The 16,538-nt window shown below is 62.6% G+C and carries 13 protein-coding genes; 9 read left to right on the top strand and 4 right to left on the bottom strand.

Annotation, left to right across the window (positions count from 1 at the left end):
* Positions 1 to 87: 87 nt before the first annotated feature.
* From ACK1U9_RS14315 to ACK1U9_RS14330, 4 genes are all read right to left on the bottom strand, one after another.
* A complete protein-coding gene (locus ACK1U9_RS14315) occupies positions 88 to 1,446 on the bottom strand; it encodes an amino acid permease (protein WP_108480937.1) in 1,359 nt (452 codons plus the stop codon).
* Between the two features lie 56 nt (positions 1,447 to 1,502).
* Complete coding sequence (locus ACK1U9_RS14320) at positions 1,503 to 2,444, bottom strand: AEC family transporter (protein WP_046615784.1); 942 nt, start codon at positions 2,442 to 2,444, stop codon at positions 1,503 to 1,505.
* Positions 2,445 to 2,706: 262 nt separating this feature from the next.
* Positions 2,707 to 3,267, bottom strand: a complete 561-nt coding sequence (locus ACK1U9_RS14325) for a response regulator transcription factor (protein ID WP_025337806.1) — start codon at positions 3,265 to 3,267, stop codon at positions 2,707 to 2,709.
* Positions 3,267 to 4,523 (bottom strand): ATP-binding protein, encoded by a 1,257-nt coding sequence (locus ACK1U9_RS14330; RefSeq protein WP_025337805.1) that lies wholly within the window; start codon positions 4,521 to 4,523, stop codon positions 3,267 to 3,269. The genes ACK1U9_RS14325 and ACK1U9_RS14330 overlap by 1 nt, the downstream gene beginning before the upstream one ends.
* A gap of 202 nt (positions 4,524 to 4,725) precedes the next feature.
* On the opposite strand from ACK1U9_RS14330, the gene ACK1U9_RS14335 reads away from it, so the two are divergent.
* From ACK1U9_RS14335 to ACK1U9_RS14375, 9 genes are all read left to right on the top strand, one after another.
* Positions 4,726 to 5,442 (top strand): SIMPL domain-containing protein, encoded by a 717-nt coding sequence (locus tag ACK1U9_RS14335; RefSeq protein WP_015269044.1) that lies wholly within the window; start codon positions 4,726 to 4,728, stop codon positions 5,440 to 5,442.
* A 392-nt stretch (positions 5,443 to 5,834) separates the two neighbouring features.
* Positions 5,835 to 7,460 carry an ABC transporter substrate-binding protein gene (locus ACK1U9_RS14340; RefSeq protein WP_046615785.1) on the top strand — a complete coding sequence of 542 codons (1,626 nt, stop codon included), beginning with the start codon at positions 5,835 to 5,837 and terminating at the stop codon, positions 7,458 to 7,460.
* Positions 7,461 to 7,606: 146 nt separating this feature from the next.
* Positions 7,607 to 9,199 (top strand): ABC transporter substrate-binding protein, encoded by a 1,593-nt coding sequence (locus ACK1U9_RS14345; RefSeq protein ID WP_108480936.1) that lies wholly within the window; start codon positions 7,607 to 7,609, stop codon positions 9,197 to 9,199.
* Between the two features lie 233 nt (positions 9,200 to 9,432).
* Entirely contained in the window at positions 9,433 to 10,812 is a 1,380-nt protein-coding gene (locus ACK1U9_RS14350; protein WP_108480935.1) for an OprD family porin, read from the top strand.
* A 77-nt stretch (positions 10,813 to 10,889) separates the two neighbouring features.
* Positions 10,890 to 12,500: an ABC transporter substrate-binding protein gene (locus ACK1U9_RS14355; RefSeq protein WP_173015088.1), complete on the top strand. Its 1,611-nt coding sequence runs from the start codon at positions 10,890 to 10,892 to the stop codon at positions 12,498 to 12,500.
* A 91-nt stretch (positions 12,501 to 12,591) separates the two neighbouring features.
* Entirely contained in the window at positions 12,592 to 13,602 is a 1,011-nt protein-coding gene (locus ACK1U9_RS14360) for an ABC transporter permease subunit (protein WP_012316108.1), read from the top strand.
* Between the two features lie 10 nt (positions 13,603 to 13,612).
* Positions 13,613 to 14,539 carry an ABC transporter permease subunit gene (locus ACK1U9_RS14365; RefSeq protein ID WP_025337799.1) on the top strand — a complete coding sequence of 309 codons (927 nt, stop codon included), beginning with the start codon at positions 13,613 to 13,615 and terminating at the stop codon, positions 14,537 to 14,539.
* Positions 14,540 to 14,549: 10 nt separating this feature from the next.
* Positions 14,550 to 15,518, top strand: coding sequence for an ABC transporter ATP-binding protein (locus ACK1U9_RS14370; RefSeq protein WP_046615788.1), 969 nt, complete (start codon positions 14,550 to 14,552; stop codon positions 15,516 to 15,518).
* On the top strand, positions 15,518 to 16,486 hold the full coding sequence (locus tag ACK1U9_RS14375; protein ID WP_024086321.1) for a peptide ABC transporter ATP-binding protein: 969 nt from the start codon (positions 15,518 to 15,520) through the stop codon (positions 16,484 to 16,486). The genes ACK1U9_RS14370 and ACK1U9_RS14375 overlap by 1 nt, the downstream gene beginning before the upstream one ends.
* The last annotated feature ends 52 nt before the right edge of the window (positions 16,487 to 16,538 follow it).

Raw genomic sequence — 16,538 nt, forward strand, 5'->3', positions numbered from 1 at the left:
CGCTCCCACAGGGACCCTACAGGCCCCAAGACCTGTGCAGTACCTGTGGGAGCGGGCGTGCCCGCGAAGAGGCCGGTACTGTGTTACCTACCTGGCCTGGCGAGCCTTCTTCATCTTGAAGGCCACCCACAGCACCAGGATCCACCCCGGAATCAGCATCACCGAGATGCTAATCGGCGGGGTCAGGTACATCACCACCAGGATCAGCACGATGAACGCCAGGCACAGGTAGTTGGTGACCGGGTGCCCCCAGCTTTTGTAGAACGGGGTAATCCCGGCCGTCAGCTTGGCCTTGCGGAACTTCAGATGGGTGATGCTGATGCTCGCCCAGTTGATCACCAGCGCCGACACTGCCAGGGCCATCAGCAAACCAAAGGCTTCACCCGGCATCAGGTAGTTGATCAGCACGCACAGCCCGGTGGCGAAAGCCGACACACCCAGCGCGGTCAGCGGCACGCCGCTACGGCTCACCTTCAGCAACTGACGCGGTGCGTCGCCCTGGCTGGCCAGGCCGAACAGCATGCGGCTGTTGGCGTACACGCAGCTGTTGTATACCGACAGCGCGGCCGTCAGCACCACGATATTGAGGATGGTCGCCACCAGGTCACTGTCCAGTTCGTGGAAGATCATCACGAACGGGCTGCCACCCTGCACCACCTTCTGCCACGGGTACAGCGAAAGCAGCACCGCCAGGGCACCGATGTAGAAGATGAGGATGCGGTACACCACCTGGTTGGTGGCTTTGGGGATGCTCTGACGCGGGTTGTCGGCCTCGGCGGCGGTGATGCCCACCAGTTCCAGGCCACCGAACGAGAACATGATCACTGCCAGTGCCATCACCAGGCCGCTGACGCCGTTGGGGAAGAAGCCACCGTACTGCCAGAGGTTTGCCACGCTGGCGTCCGGGCCGCCATGGCCGCTGGCCAGCAGCCAGGCGCCGAAGCCGATCATGCTGACGATGGCCACTACCTTGACCAGGGCGAACCAGAACTCCATCTCGCCGTAGACCTTCACCTGGGTCAGGTTGATCAGGTTGATCACCACGAAGAAGATCGCCGCCGTGGCCCAGGTGGGGAAGCCGGGCCACCAGTACTGCACGTAGATACCCACCGCTGTCAGCTCGGCCATGCCGACCAGTACGTACACCACCCAGTAGTTCCAGCCCGAGACGAAGCCGGCGAACTCGCTCCAGTACTGGTGGGCGAAGTGGCTGAAGCTGCCGGCCACCGGCTCTTCCACCACCATCTCACCGAGCTGGCGCATGATCAGGAAGGCCATCAGGCCGGCAATGGCGTAGCCCAGCAGGACGGAGGGGCCGGCCAGCTGGATGGTCTGGGCAATGCCCAGGAACAACCCGGTACCGATGGCCCCACCCAGCGCGATCAGCTGGATATGGCGATTCTTCAGCCCGCGCTGTAACCGCTCGGGCGTGCTCTGGTCTTGCATGAAGTGTCCTTTAGCTCAGTGAGGCTGTGTTTTTTGTGTTGTTTGCAGTCAAGGATCTAGATCCATCCGCCCCACTGCAAGATGAAAATACCAATGTTGGTGGTGATCGCCGCCATTAGCGTGGTAATCACGATGATCGACGCCGCCAGCTCATGGTTGCCGTTGGCTGCCCGCGCCATGACGTAGCTGGCCGCTGCGGTCGGGCTGCCGATGTACAGGAACAGGATGCCCAGCTCGGCGCCGCGGAAGCCGCATAGCCAGGCGCCGAGGGTACCGAGCAGCGGTAGCCAGACCATCTTCACCAGGCTGGCGTCGATGGCCAGCCTGCCACTGTCGCGCAACGCCGCCATCGACAGCGTGCCACCGATGCAGATCAGCGCCAGCGGCAGGGTCATCTGCGCCAGGTAGTCGCCCGAGGTGAGCAGCCAGTTGGGCAGTGGCACCTGGCCGTACGCCATGGGCGTGGCCACCAGCACACTGATGATCAGCGGGTTGCTGAGGATGCTTTTGCAGATGCTCCACGGGTCGGACTTCAGGTCCGGGCTGTACACCGCCAGCACCACTGCCGAAAGCGAGTTGTACATGAGGATGACCAGGCCGGCGAGCACCGCCCCCAGGGAGATGCCGTAGTCGCCGTAGAGACTGGCGGCCAGGGCCAGGCCGATCACGCCGTTGTTGCCACGGAACGCACCCTGGGTATAGATGCCCCGGTCGGCCAGCGGGCTGCGCCAGATGGCCAGGCCCCAGGCTATGGCGAAGCCGGCCAGGGTGGCGACGATGAAATAAAGAAGGACGCCGGGTTTGACCGCCGTGGCCAGGTCGGCGTGATAGATGCCGAGGAACAGCAGCGCCGGCATGCACACGTTGAACACCAACTGTGAGGCGACGCGGTTGAAATTGTCGTCGATCAGGCGGATACGTTTGAGCAGCACGCCCATGAACAGCATGGCGAAGACCGGGGCCGTGATGTTCAGTGTCTGGATAAGAAGGGCGAGCATGCGCAAGCGATCCTGGAGGGGGTTGCCGTTAGGGGGCTAATGATACGCCAACGGCCAGGACTTGCGGGGATCGCGGGGTGATAAAGAGAAGTTTCTGTCAGTTGCGGCCCTTTCGCGGCTAAACCCGCTCCCACAGGTACTGCACAGGTCTTGAGGCTGTGAAGTGCCTGTGAGAGGACAGGTACTGCACAAGTCTTGAGGCTTGTGAAATACCTGTGGGAGCGGGTTTACCCGCGAAGAGGCCGGTACTGCCGGTACTGAATCAGCGCCGAACCGGGCGCTTCTGCAGTTTGCGCTGCAAGGTCCGCCGGTGCATGCCCAGCGCCCGCGCAGTGGCCGAGATATTGCCTTCGTGCTCGTTCAGCACCCGCTGGATGTGTTCCCACTGCAGGCGGTCGACCGACATCGGGTTTTCCGGCACCAGGGTGTCCAGGTCGGTGTGCTCCGACAGCAGCGCCGCCAGCACATCATCGGCATCCGCCGGCTTGCACAGGTAGTTGCAGGCACCACGCTTGACCGCTTCCACCGCGGTGGCAATGCTCGAGTAACCGGTCAGGATCACCACGCGCATCTCCGGGTCCAGCTCCAGCAGCTTTGGCAGCAGCACCAGCCCGGAGTCGCCGTCCATCTTCAGGTCCAGCGTGGCGTAGTCCGGCAGGTCCTGCTGGGCCAGGATCAACCCTTCCTCGGCAGAGCTGGCGGTGCTCACGCGGAAACCGCGGCGGCTCATGGCACGGGCCATGACCCGGGTAAAGGTGGCATCGTCATCCACCAGCAGCAGGTGCGGCAGCTCTTCGCCTTCGACCTGGTTTTCTTCGCTCATCATTCATCTCCTCGCTTGCCATAAGGCAGGCGCAGTTCGGTCAGGGTGCCACCCTGTTCATGACTATAGAGTTTCACCGAACCGCCCGCACGGGTCACGCTGGCCTTGCTCAAGAAAAGGCCCAGGCCGAAGCCTTTGCCTTTGGTGGTAATGAAGGGTTTGCCGATGGCTTCGGCGATGGCCGGCGGCACGCCGGGGCCATGGTCGCGGATGCTGATGACGATGTCATGGGCGTCCCAGTCCAGGCGCACTTCAAGGTCATCGGGGCAGGCGTCGGCGGCATTGTTCAACAGGTTCAACAGGGCCTGGGTCAGGTCCGGCGGCGGGGTCAGGCGTGGCACCTGGCCGTCGCGCAGGCGCTGGAAGCGGTAGCTGGCTTCCGGGCGCATCAGGTGCCAACGGTTGAGCGCCTCGTCCAGCCAGGCCGTGACGTCCTGCTCCACCACGGCCAGGCGACGGTTGGCTTCGGCGGCGCGCACCAGCTGTTGCAGGGTTTCCTTGCACAGCTTCACCTGGTCCTGAAGGATCTGCAGATCCTCCTGCAGCAGCGGGTCGGCGTGGTCCTGGCGCATCTCGTTCAGCAGCACGCTCATGGTCGCCAACGGCGTGCCCAGTTCATGGGCGGCACCGGCGGCCTGGGTGGCCACGGCCAGCAGTTGCTCGTCACGCAGGCTTTCTTCACGCCGCTCTGAACGCAGCTGCTCCTGGCGGCGCAGCTCTTCGGCCATGCGCGCGGCAAAGAAGGTAATCACTGCCGCGGCCAGTGCAATGCTCAGCCACATGCCGTACACCTGCATCTTGTCCCGCGCCATCGGCAGGCCTTCAAGCGGGTAGAACTGCACCAAAAGCAGACTGTAGGCAGTCAGGGCGATGCCGGAAAGGATCAGCGAATACAGCCACGGCAAGGTGACTGCGGCAATCGCCAGTGGCACCAGGTAATACGACACGAACGGGTTGGTCGAGCCGCCGGAGTAATACAGCAAGGCACTGTGGATCAGCAGGTCGCAGGCCAGTTGCAGGGCGTACTCCAGCTCGGTGACCGGCAACGAAAGGCGCAGGCGCAGGGCCGTGAAGGCGCACAGCAGCGAAGACAAGGCCAAGGTGCCGGCCAGCGACAACCAGGGCAAGGGCAGCAGTTCGGTCCAGTAGGCGACGCCCACGGAGCCGGCCTGGGCAGCCAGGACCAGGACCCGAATGACGGTCAGGCGCCAGAGGTTCTGGCGGGTAGCGGACAGCGGTTGTACGGCGGCGAGCATGAGCTCTCCTGATGAGTGCTCCAGAAAAATCGGCTGGAGTATACCGAAGCCGGGCGCCTCGCTGCAGCGATGCGGCAAAGCGCCACACTTTGTCACAGGTTGATGATGGCACTTTTGAACCCACTACACTGTTGCCGGTCTGATGGGCCATGCGTGGAATGGATGACAACAACCCACGCCTTATATTGCCAAGGAGTACCACATGCAAATCCCACGTCGCGGCACCGCCCTGATCCTGTCCTGCGGCCTGCTCGCCAGTCTGCCGGCGCTGGCTGCCGATGAGCCGCGCTACAACCAGGTCTCGCTGCGTGCCGAGGTCAGCAAGGAAGTGGCGCGTGACCTGATGGTCGTTACCCTGTACAGCGAAGCGCAGAACACCGACCCGGGCAAGCTTGCCAAGCAGATCACCGAAACCATGAACAAGGCAGTACAGCAGTCGCGCCAGGTCAAGGATGTGAAGATCAGCCAGGGGAGCCGCAACAGCTATCCGGTATATGACAGCAAGGGCCAGAAGATCACCGGCTGGCGCGAGCGCGCCGAGTTGCGCCTGGAAAGCGCCAACTTCCCGGCCCTGTCGCAGCTGACCGCCGACCTGCTGCAAGAGCTGAAAATGGGTGGCATGGACTTCTCCATCGCCCCGGCCACGCGCAAGGCCAGCGAGGATGCACTGCTCAAGGATGCGGTGGATGCCTTCAAGGCGCGTGCGCAGCTGGCTACCGAGGCGCTGGGGGGCAAGGGCTATAAAGTGGTCAGCCTGAACCTCAACAGCAGCGGTTACCCACGCCCTTACCTGCGAAGTGCGCCGATGGCGATGAAGGCCATGGGAGCTGATGAGTCGGCACCGGCGCCGGACATCGAGGCCGGGACCAGTGAAGTGAGCATGAATGCCGATGGCCTGATCGAAGTGCAGATGCCTTGAGTTCGCCGGGGCGCATTGCGCCCCTATCGCCGGCAAGCCAGCGCCCACAGATACACCACAGGTTTCAGCCCTTGTGTTGTACCTCTGGGAGCTGGCTTGCTGGCGATGAGGTCAGTCGAAAAAACGCAGATTCAGACATTTCCTACGCACCAATTAGGTGCTTCCTACACTAATCCCGCCCCCGCAACATCCCGCAAAAAGCCATCATTTTGCCCACGCAAACGTTTAACTTCGCTGAAAGTTATATCAATGCGACATCCATGTACGACCGTACCACTTTTCTGGCGTCAACTATCCCTCGGCATATTGCATTGGGAACAGCCCCTGCATAAGTATCCGCAGGTCGGCTCACGAGGCCACCTCAATCGAAAAATGACAACAATGAGGCCACCATGCTCAAACACGCAGTCATTCCGTTCCTGCTAGGCGCAGGCTTGCTATCCGGCGCACCGTCGGCCCTCGCCGCGTCCAACCTGGTGTTCTGCTCCGAAGGCAGCCCGGCCGGCTTCGACCCGGGGCAATACACCACAGGGACTGACTTCGACGCCTCGGCTGAGACCGTGTTCAACCGCCTGACCCAGTTTGAACGTGGCGGTACTGCCGTCATCCCGGGTCTGGCAACCAAGTGGGAAGTCTCCGACGACGGAAAGACCTACACCTTCCACCTGCGCGAAGGGGTCAAGTTCCACACCACCGACTACTTCAAGCCCACCCGCAACTTCAACGCCGACGACGTGCTGTTCACCTTCAACCGCATGCTCGACAAGGACCACCCGTTCCGCAAGGCCTACCCCACCGAGTTCCCGTACTTCACCGACATGGGCATGGACAAGAACATCGCCAAACTGGAGAAGCTCGACGAACAAACTGTCAAGTTCACCCTCAACGAAGTCGACGCCGCATTCATCCAGAACCTGGCCATGAGCTTCGCCTCGATCCAGTCCGCCGAATACGCCGACCAGTTGCTCAAGGACGGCAAGGCCGCCGACATCAACCAGAAGCCGATCGGCACTGGCCCGTTCGTGTTCAGCAAGTACCAGAAGGACGCGCAGATCCGCTTCAAGGGCAACAAGGACTACTGGCAACCCGGTGACGTGAAGATCGACAACCTGATCTTCGCTATCACCACCGATGCGTCGGTGCGCATGCAGAAACTGAAGAAGAACGAGTGCCAGGTCACTCTGTTCCCTCGCCCCGCCGACATCCAGCCGCTGAAACAGGACCCCAAGCTGCAGATGCCGCAGCAAGCCGGCTTCAACCTCGGCTACATCGCCTACAACGTGATGGACAAGGTCAAGGGCAGCAACGAGGCCAACCCGCTGGCCCAGCTGAAAGTCCGCGAGGCGCTGGACATGGCCGTGGACAAGAAAAAGATCATCGAGTCGGTCTACCAAGGCGCCGGCCAACTGGCGGTCAACGCCATGCCCCCGACTCAGTGGTCCTATGACGACAGCATCAAGGACGCGCCATTCGACCCTGAAAAAGCCAAGCAACTGCTCAAGGAAGCCGGCATCAAGGAAGGCACCGAAATCACCTTGTGGGCGATGCCCGTGCAACGTCCGTACAACCCCAATGCCAAGCTGATGGCCGAGATGCTGCAATCCGACTGGGCCAAGGTCGGCATCAAGGCGAAGATCGTCAGCTATGAATGGGGCGAGTACATCAAGCGCTCCAAAGGCGGCGAACAGGGCGCCATGCTGATCGGCTGGAGCGGTGACAACGGTGACCCGGACAACTGGCTGGGCACCCTGTACGGCTGCGATGCCATGAACGGCAACAACTTCTCCAAGTGGTGCTACAAGCCCTACGACGACCTGATCAAGCAGGCCAAGGCCACTTCCGACCAGGCCAAGCGCACCGAGCTGTATCAAAAGGCGCAGCACATCCTCAAGGAGCAGGTGCCGATCACCCCGATCGCCCACTCCACCGTGTACCAGCCCATGAGCGCCAAGGTGAAGGACTTCAAGATCAGCCCATTCGGACTGAACTCCTTCTACGGCGTCAGCGTGGACAAATAGCCTAGCTACGGCACCCGCTGAGCGGCGGGTGCCCGCCAACCTTGCCACCTCTTCATGTCGTCCCGCCGCCATCCGCAGCGGGGTCGGCGACCTGTTGCCGCCATTCGTACCCCGAGGCGGCGCAAACAGACGTAAAAGGACTTGCCATGCGCCATACCACCCGAGTTTCCGCCCTGCTGGCCCTGGGCCTGATCAGCCAATCGCCGGCCCTGCTGGCCAACAACCTGGTGTTCTGTTCCGAAGGCAGCCCCGCCGGCTTCGACACTGCCCAGTACACCAGCGCCACCGACAACGATGCAGCCGAACCGATCTACAACCGCCTGGTCGAGTTCGAACGCGGGGGCACTGCCGTGCACCCTGCCCTGGCGACCCGCTGGGAGGTGTCCGAGGATGGCCTGCGCTATACCTTCCATCTGCGCGAAGGAGTGAAATTCCACAGCAACAAGACCTTCAAGCCGAGCCGCGACTTCAACGCCGACGATGTGCTGTTCACCTTCAACCGCATGCTCGACAAGAACCACCCATTCCGCCTGGTCTACCCGACCGAGTTCCCCTATTTCATCAGCATGGGCCTGGACAAGAACATCGCCCGTGTCGAAAAGACCGATCCACTGACCGTGGTGTTCACCCTGAACAGCGTCGATGCCGCGTTCATTCAGAACCTGGCCATGAGCTTTGCTTCCATCCTCTCTGCCGAATACGCCGAACAGCTGATGGCCAGCGGTCGCCCCAGCGACATCAACCAGCAACCGATTGGCACCGGCCCGTTCGTTTTCCAGCGTTATCAGAAGGATTCGCAGATCCGGTACAAGGGCAACAAGGCCTATTGGTCACCGCAGGACGTGAAGATCGACAACCTGGTGTTCTCGATCAACATCGACCCTTCGGTGCGCATCCAGAAGCTGCGCCGCAACGAATGCCAGGTCACCCTGCACCCGCGCCCGGCCGACCTGCCTGCACTCAAGGCCGACAGCAAACTGCAAATGCTGCAGCAACCTGGCTTCAACCTCGGCTACATCGCCTACAACACCCAGCACCCACCGTTCGACCGCCTGGAAGTGCGCCAGGCGATGGACATGGCAGTGAACAAGCAAGCGATCATCCAGGCCGTGTACCAGGATTCCGGCCAGCTGGCAGTCAACGCCATGCCGCCGACCCAGTGGTCCTATGACGACAGCATCAAGGACGCGCCCTTCGACCCTGAAAAGGCCAAGCAGCTACTGCAGCAGGCCGGGGTCAAGCCAGGCACCGAGATCACCCTGTGGGCCATGCCGGTGCAGCGCCCGTACAACCCCAACGCCAAGCTGATGGCGGAGATGCTCCAGGCCGACTGGAGCAAGCTCGGCTTCAAGGTGCGCATTGTCAGCTACGAATGGGGCGAGTACCTCAAGCGCATGAAAAGCGGCGAGCACGATATCGCTCTGATCGGCTGGACCGGAGACAACGGCGACCCGGACAACTGGCTGGGCACCCTCTACAACTGCGATGCCATCGGCAGCAACAACTACTCGCAGTGGTGCGATCCGCAGTACGACAGCCTGGTCAAGCAGGCCAAGCAGGTCACCGACCGCGCGCAGCGCACCGCCCTGTACCAACAGGCCCAGCAGCGGCTCAAGCAACAGGTGCCGATTACCCCGGTGGCGCACTCCACGGTCAACCAACCGCTCAGCATCAAGGTTTCCGAATTCAAGGTCAGCCCTTTCGGGCGCAACGTTTTTTCCGGTGTGAGTGTTGATTGATCTTTATCCCTCATGGGCCTCTTCGCGGGGAAACCCGCTCCCACAGGTACGGCGCACATGCCGAAACCTGTGGTGCCCCTGTGGGAGCGGGTTTACCCGCGAAAGGGCCGGCACAGCCAACACAACTCCCCGATTCAGCCCTGTGACCCCGGGCAACCCTGGCAACACCGCAGCAAGAAGCCCGGCCCACAAGGCCAGGCAATAACTAGAAGAACAGAAAGGGAGCTTTAACCTTGAGACTATTCACCTTGACCGCACTGGCGTTATCCATCAGTGCCTTATCCACCGTGGCCCAGGCCGACCCGCAAAGCCAGGAATACGTGCCCATCACCCTCAAAGGCAGCAGCGAGCAGGAACAGGCCAGCGGCTTCGTCGATGGCCAGAGCCTGTCCGGCAGCACCCGCAACTGGTATGCCCGCGAGCGCGCCGCACGCGCCCCGCTGTGGAAGTACTACAAGAGCGACGGCACCCGCCACGACACTCACAGCCGCGAGAACTGGGTGCAGGGCACCATCCTCAACTACAGCTCCGGCTTCACCCAGGGCACCGTCGGCTTTGCCGTCGAAGCCGCCGGCTACAATGCCATCGCCCTGCAACAGAACCGCAAGGACGTCGCCGGCCCCAACAACCGCACCCTGACCCACAGCGACGGCGACCCGGTTGGCCAGTGGAGCAAGATGGGCCTGGCCAACGTGAAGGCGCGGGTGTCCAACACCACCCTCACCGTCGGCCGCCAATCGGTGGACACGCCGATGATCGCCTACATCGGCAACCGTGCCCTGCCCTCGAGCTTCCAGGGCGCGTTTTTGCACAGTGCCGAATTCGACAACCTGAGCTTCGATCTTGGCACCTTCGACCGCGTCTCGCCGCGTACCGAACAAAGCCTCAGCAAGTTCCGCAGCGAGTACAGTGCCACTGGCGTTGAAACCGACCGCGCCAGCACCGCCGGCATCAACTACCAGCCGTTCAAGAGCCTTAGCACCAGCCTGTACGCCACCAAGGTCGACGACTTCTGGAACCAGTACTACTTCGGTGCCAACCACGTGCTCGGCGACAGCGCAGTGCTCAGCCTGAGCACTGGCCTGAACTACTACAAGACCGTCGACGCCGGCAGCAAGAAGATGGGCGATATCGACAACGACACCTACAGCCTGTCGTTCGGCCTTACCCACCAGGCCCACACCCTCAGCGCCTCCTGGCAGCAGGTCAACGGCAACGAGTACTTCGACTACCTGCACGAAACCAACGGCATCTACCTGGCCAACTCGCTGCTGTCGGACTTCAACGGCCCCAACGAGAAATCGCTGCAGATCTCCTACGTGCTGAACATGGCGCCGTACGGCGTGCCGGGCCTGAAGTTCAACCTGTACAACGCCCGCGGCTGGGGCATCGATGGTACCCATTACCGCGGTACCGCCTATGACGTGAACGGCCTGGATGGCGAAACCCACTACGAGTGGGGCTTCGGCACCAGCTACGCGGTACAGAGCGGGCCGCTGAAGGACACCAGCATCCGTGCTACCTACACCGCGCACCGCGCCAGCAAGGCCCAGGGCGATGGCAGCCTGGATGAGTTCCGGGTGGTGACCACCATTCCATTCAACATTCTCTGACCGCCGGCGCCACGGCCTGCTTCGCTGCGGGCCGTGGCGGCTACGCTGGAATCAATGCAAGCAGGGAGTTTCAACCCATGCAGAAAGCTTTCATGAAATCGCTGCCGCTGCGCCTAGCCCTGGCAGCGCTGATCCTGGGCAGCGCCACGCAACTGGCGGCCAAACCGCTGGTGGTGTGCACCGAAGCCAGCCCTGAAGGGTTCGACATCGTCCAGTACACCACTGCGGTTACCGCCGATGCCTCTGCCGAGACGGTATTCAACCGCCTGGTCGACTTCAAGCCCGGTACCACCGAAGTCCAGCCGGCCTTGGCCGAGCGCTGGGACATTTCAGCAGACGGCCTGACCTACACCTTCCACCTGCGCCAGGGCGTGAAGTTCCACACTACCGACTACTTCAAGCCCACCCGCGACTTCAACGCCGATGACGTCCTGTGGAGCCTCAATCGCCAGCTCGATCCGAACCATCCATGGCATGACAAGACCAGCGTCGGTTACCCGTACTTCGAGAGCATGGGCTTCAAGGACCTGCTCAAGTCGGTCAGCAAAGCCGACGAGCACACCGTGGTGATTACCCTTAACCGACCGGAAGCGCCATTCCTGCGCGACATGGCCATGGGCTTCACCTCGATCTACTCCGCCGAGTACGGCGACCAGCTGCTCAAGGCCGGCAAGGCTGCCGAGTTGAACAGCAAGCCAATCGGCACCGGCCCGTTCATCTTCCAGCGTTACAACAAGGATGCCCAGGTTCGCTTCAAGCCCAACCCGGACTATTTCCGCGGCAAGCCGCCTGCCGATGCGCTGGTCTTCGCTATCGCTACCGACAGCAACGTGCGCCTGCAGAAACTGCGCGCCAACGAATGCCAGGTGGCACTCTATCCCAAGCCCGATGATGTACCGTCGATCAAGCAGGACCCGAAACTCAAGGTCGAGGAGATCGAGGCCTTGGTCACCGGTTACATCTCGATGAACACCGAACACAAATACCTGAGCGACGTTCGCGTGCGCAAAGCCATCAACATGGCCTTCGACCGCCAGACCCATGTCGACCAATTGTTCGGCAAAGGCAATGCACTGGTCGGCGTGAATCCGTACCCGCCGACCATGATCGGCTACAACAACGAGAACAGAAACCCGCCCCGCGACCTGGCCAAGGCGCGCGATCTGCTCAAGCAGGCGGGCGTGCCCGAAGGTACGGTAATCACCCTGTTCACGCGCAACGGCGGCGGCCCGACCAACCCCAACCCGCGTTTGTCTGCCGAGATGCTGCAGGCCGACCTCAAACAGATCGGCTTGAAGCTGGACATCCGCGTGATGGAGTGGGCCGAAATGCTGCGCCGGGCCAAGAAAGGCGAGGCCGACCTGGTGTCCACCGGCTGGGCCGGCGACAACGGCGACCCGGACAACTTCCTCAGCCCGCTGCTCAGTTGCGATGCCGCCAAAAGCGGCGAGAACTATGCGCGCTGGTGCAACCCTAAGTTCCAGGAGTTGATCAGCCGCGCCCGCGAAGTGATCGACAACGACGAGCGTGCAAGGCTCTATAACGAGGCATTGAAAGTGTACGATGACGACCAACCCTGGATCAGCATGGCCCATCCAAAGATGTTCACCGCCATGCGTGACAACGTGGAGGGCTACGTGATCAACCCTCTGACCAACAACAACTTCGCCACCACCAAGGTGAAGTAGAACAACAACGACCGCCGGCAACCCACACGGGAACCGGCGGCACCACCGTAGCGGGCTGATCGCCCCACGGCCTGATGAGGTAACCCCGACAATGTTGAGCTTTATTGCCCGGCGCCTTGGCCTGCTGATACCGACCTTTTTCGGTATCACCTTGCTGACCTTCGCGCTCATACGCCTGATCCCCGGCGACCCGGTGGAAGTGATGATGGGCGAGCGCAGGGTCGACCCCGAAATGCATGCCCAGGCCATGGAGCGCCTGGGCCTGAACAAGCCGCTGCCGGTCCAGTACCTGGACTATGTCGGCAAGCTGGCCCAGGGTGACCTCGGTGAATCGCTGCGCACCCGCGAGAGCGTGTGGAGCGAGTTCCTCACCCTGTTCCCGGCCACCCTCGAACTGGCCTTCGCCGCCCTGTTGTTCGCCGGCATCGTCGGCCTGCTGGCCGGCGTGATCGCTGCGCTCAAGCGCGGTTCGCTGTTCGACCACGGGGTGATGGGTATTTCCCTGGCCGGTTACTCCATGCCGATCTTCTGGTGGGGCCTGATCCTGATCATGTTCTTCTCGGTAAGCCTGGGCTGGACCCCGGTTTCCGGGCGCATCGACCTGCTCTACGACATCGAGCCGAAGACCGGCTTCATGCTCATCGACACCCTGCTCAGCGACGAGGAAGGTGCGTTCAAGGACGCGGTGATGCACCTGATTTTGCCGGCCATCGTGCTTGGCACCATCCCGCTGGCGGTGATTGCCCGCATGACCCGCTCGTCGATGCTCGAAGTGCTGCGCGAGGATTACATCCGCACCGCCCGCGCCAAAGGCCTGTCGCCGGCCCGCGTGGTGTTCGTGCACGGCCTGCGCAACGCGCTGATCCCGGTACTGACCGTATTCGGCCTGCAGGTCGGCACGTTGCTGGCCGGTGCGGTGCTGACCGAAACCATCTTTTCCTGGCCGGGCATCGGCAAGTGGCTGATCGAAGCCATCGGTGCCCGTGACTACCCCGTGGTCCAGAACGGCATCCTGTTGATCGCCTGCCTGGTGATCCTGGTCAACTTCGTCGTGGATATCCTCTACGGCCTGGCCAACCCACGCATCCGTCATCAGCGCTGAGGCCTTCGCCATGACTAGCCCGATTCCGAAATCCGTCACACCGGTCAGCCCGGTGGACCAGAGCCTGCTCTACCCCTCGCCATACAAAGAATTCTGGCAAGCCTTCGCCCGCAACAAAGGCGCGGTGATGGGCCTGGCCTTCATGTGCCTGGTGGTGTTCTGCGCGCTGTTCGCGCCGTGGGTCGCCCCGCACGACCCGAGCGAGCAATATCGCGAATTCCTGCTGACCCCCCCGGTGTGGCTCGAAGGTGGCAGCTGGCAGTTCATTCTCGGTACCGACGAACTGGGCCGCGATCTGCTCTCACGGCTGATCCAGGGCGCGCGGCTGTCGCTGCTGATCGGCCTGTCGTCGGTGGTGATGTCGCTGATCCCTGGCATCCTGCTGGGCCTGCTGGCCGGTTTCTTCCCGCAACTGCTCGGCCCGTCGATCATGCGCCTGATGGACGTGATGCTGGCCCTGCCCTCGCTGCTGCTGGCGGTGGCCATCGTCGCCATCCTCGGGCCAGGCCTGATCAACACCGTGATCGCCATCGCCATCGTGTCGTTGCCATCCTACGTGCGCCTGACCCGCGCCGCCGTGATGGGTGAGCTGAACCGCGACTACGTTACCGCCGCACGCCTGGCTGGTGCAGGGCTGCCACGGCTGATGTTCGTCACCGTGCTGCCCAACTGCATGGCGCCGCTGATCGTGCAGGCCACCCTCAGCTTCTCCTCGGCCATCCTTGACGCCGCCGCCCTGGGCTTCCTCGGCCTTGGTGTACAGCCGCCGACCCCGGAGTGGGGCACCATGCTGGCTTCGGCCCGTGACTACATCGAGCGCGCCTGGTGGGTGGTGAGCCTGCCCGGCCTGACCATTCTGCTCAGTGTACTGGCCATCAACCTGATGGGCGACGGCCTGCGCGATGCGCTGGATCCGAAACTCAAGAACGCCGCCTGAGGAGAACGCCATGTCACTGTTGCAGATCAACAACCTGAACGTGCGCTTCGGCGACGCCAATGCGGTACCGGTGGTCGATGGCCTGGACCTGACGGTGGAAGCCGGCGAGATCCTGGCCATCGTCGGCGAATCCGGCTCGGGCAAGTCCGTGACCATGATGGCCCTGATGGGTCTGATCGACGCCCCCGGGCGCATCACCGCGGACTCGCTCACGTTCGATGGCACCGACATGCTCAAGCTCAGCGGTCGCCAGCGACGCAAGGTGGTGGGCAAGGACATCGCCATGGTCTTCCAGGACCCGATGACCGCGCTCAACCCCAGCTACACCGTGGGTTACCAGATCGAGGAAGTGCTGCGCCAGCACCTGGGCCTGAAGGGCAAGGCCGCGCGCCAGCGTGCCCTGGAACTGCTGAAAAAGGTCGAGATCCCGGCTGCGGAAAGCCGCCTGGACGCCTACCCGCACCAGCTGTCCGGCGGCATGAGCCAGCGCGTGGCGATTGCCATGGCGATTGCCGGCGAGCCCAAGCTGCTGATCGCCGACGAACCCACCACTGCGCTGGACGTGACCATCCAGGCGCAGATCATGGAGCTGCTGGTCAACCTGCAGAAGGAGCGCAACATGGCGCTCATCCTGATCACCCACGACCTCGCCGTGGTCGCCGAAACGGCCAGGCGGGTGTGCGTGATGTATGCCGGCCAGGCCGTGGAAGTGGGCCAGGTGCCGGAGCTGTTCGATGTGCCCGCCCACCCTTACAGCGAAGCGTTGCTGGCGGCGATCCCCGAGCACAGCATCGGTGCCGAACGCCTTGCCACCCTGCCCGGCATCGTCCCCGGTCGCTACGACCGCCCCGTAGGTTGCCTGCTGTCACCGCGCTGCCCGTACGTGCAGGACAACTGCCGGCACCAGCGCCCGCCCCTCGATCCCCAGGCCCATAGCCTGGTGCGTTGCTACTACCCGTTGAACCAGGAGGTGGCGTGATGGCCGTCGTTCTATCCGCCCGGGAGCTGACCCGGCATTACGAAGTCTCCCGCGGGCTGTTCAAGGGCCACGCCCTGGTCCGCGCGCTGAATGGCGTGTCGTTCGAACTGGAGGCCGGCAAGACCTTGGCCGTGGTCGGCGAGTCCGGCTGCGGCAAGTCGACCCTGGCCCGCGCGCTGACCCTGATCGAAGAGCCGTCGTCCGGTTCGCTGCAAATTGCCGGCACCGAAGTGAAAGGCGCCAGCAAGAGCGAGCGCAAACAACTGCGCCGCGACGTGCAGATGGTGTTCCAGAGCCCCTACGCCTCGCTCAACCCACGGCAGAAGATTGGTGACCAGCTGGCCGAGCCGCTGCTGATCAATACTTCGCTGAGCAAGGCCGAGCGGCGAGAAAAAGTGCAGAAGATGATGGAACAGGTCGGCCTGCGCCCCGAGCATTACCAGCGCTACCCGCACATGTTCTCCGGTGGCCAGCGCCAGCGTATCGCCCTGGCCCGGGCAATGATGCTGCAACCCAAGGTGCTGGTGGCGGACGAGCCGACCTCGGCGCTGGACGTATCGATCCAGGCTCAGGTGCTGAACCTGTTCATGGATTTGCAGAAGGAGTTCAACACTGCCTATGTGTTCATCTCGCACAACCTGGCGGTGGTGCGGCATGTAGCCGATCAGGTGCTGGTGATGTACCTGGGGCGGCCGGCGGAGATGGGGCCGAAAGAAGATATCTACGAAAGGCCGTTGCACCCTTATACCCAGGCGCTGCTGTCGGCGACGCCGGCGATTCACCCAGACCCTTTGAAGCCGAAGATCCGCATTGCCGGGGAGTTGCCCAACCCGCTGAACCCGCCGGATGGGTGTGCGTTTCACAAGCGCTGCCCGTATGCGACCGAGCGGTGTGCCAAGGAGGTGCCAGCGCTCAGGCAGGTGAGTACCCGGCAGGTGGCTTGCCACTATGCCGAGCAGTTTCTTTAGCCTCTAGATAGCCGGGGCTGCTTTGCAGCCCATCGCGACACAAGGCCGCTCC

Source organism: Pseudomonas sp. XP1 (assembly GCF_053557675.1).